Here is a 324-nt window from a genome sequence, read left to right as displayed (position 1 = left end):
GAACAGGATCAAATAAATGAACTCCCACCTGAAAAAGTTGCTATATTATGTACTGGAAGTCAAGGGGAGCCACTGGCAGCTTTATCTCGTTTATCAACGGGTAACTTCCGTGGTGTAGAGGTATTAGCAGGAGATACAGTGATACTAGCTGCTGGTCCAATACCGGGAAATGAAACTGCTGTTACAAGAATTGTTGATAACTTATTCTCCATAGGTGCAAATGTTATTTACGGTTCTGGAAGTTCTTCAGGAATGCATGTCTCAGGACATGGATATCAAGAAGACTTGAAGATGATGTTAACATTAATGCAACCAACATATTTT

General features: G+C 39.5%; 1 pseudogene. It reads left to right on the top strand.

The annotated features are described in order from the left end of the window. Positions 1 to 324: pseudogene (locus tag AOA60_RS01255) on the top strand (ribonuclease J); the annotation flags it as partial.

This window comes from Pseudomonas sp. 2822-17 (assembly GCF_002742485.1).
GTDB lineage: Bacteria > Pseudomonadota > Gammaproteobacteria > Pseudomonadales > Pseudomonadaceae > Aquipseudomonas > Aquipseudomonas cyclaminis.
This window is presented reverse-complemented; position numbering and strand designations above follow the sequence as displayed.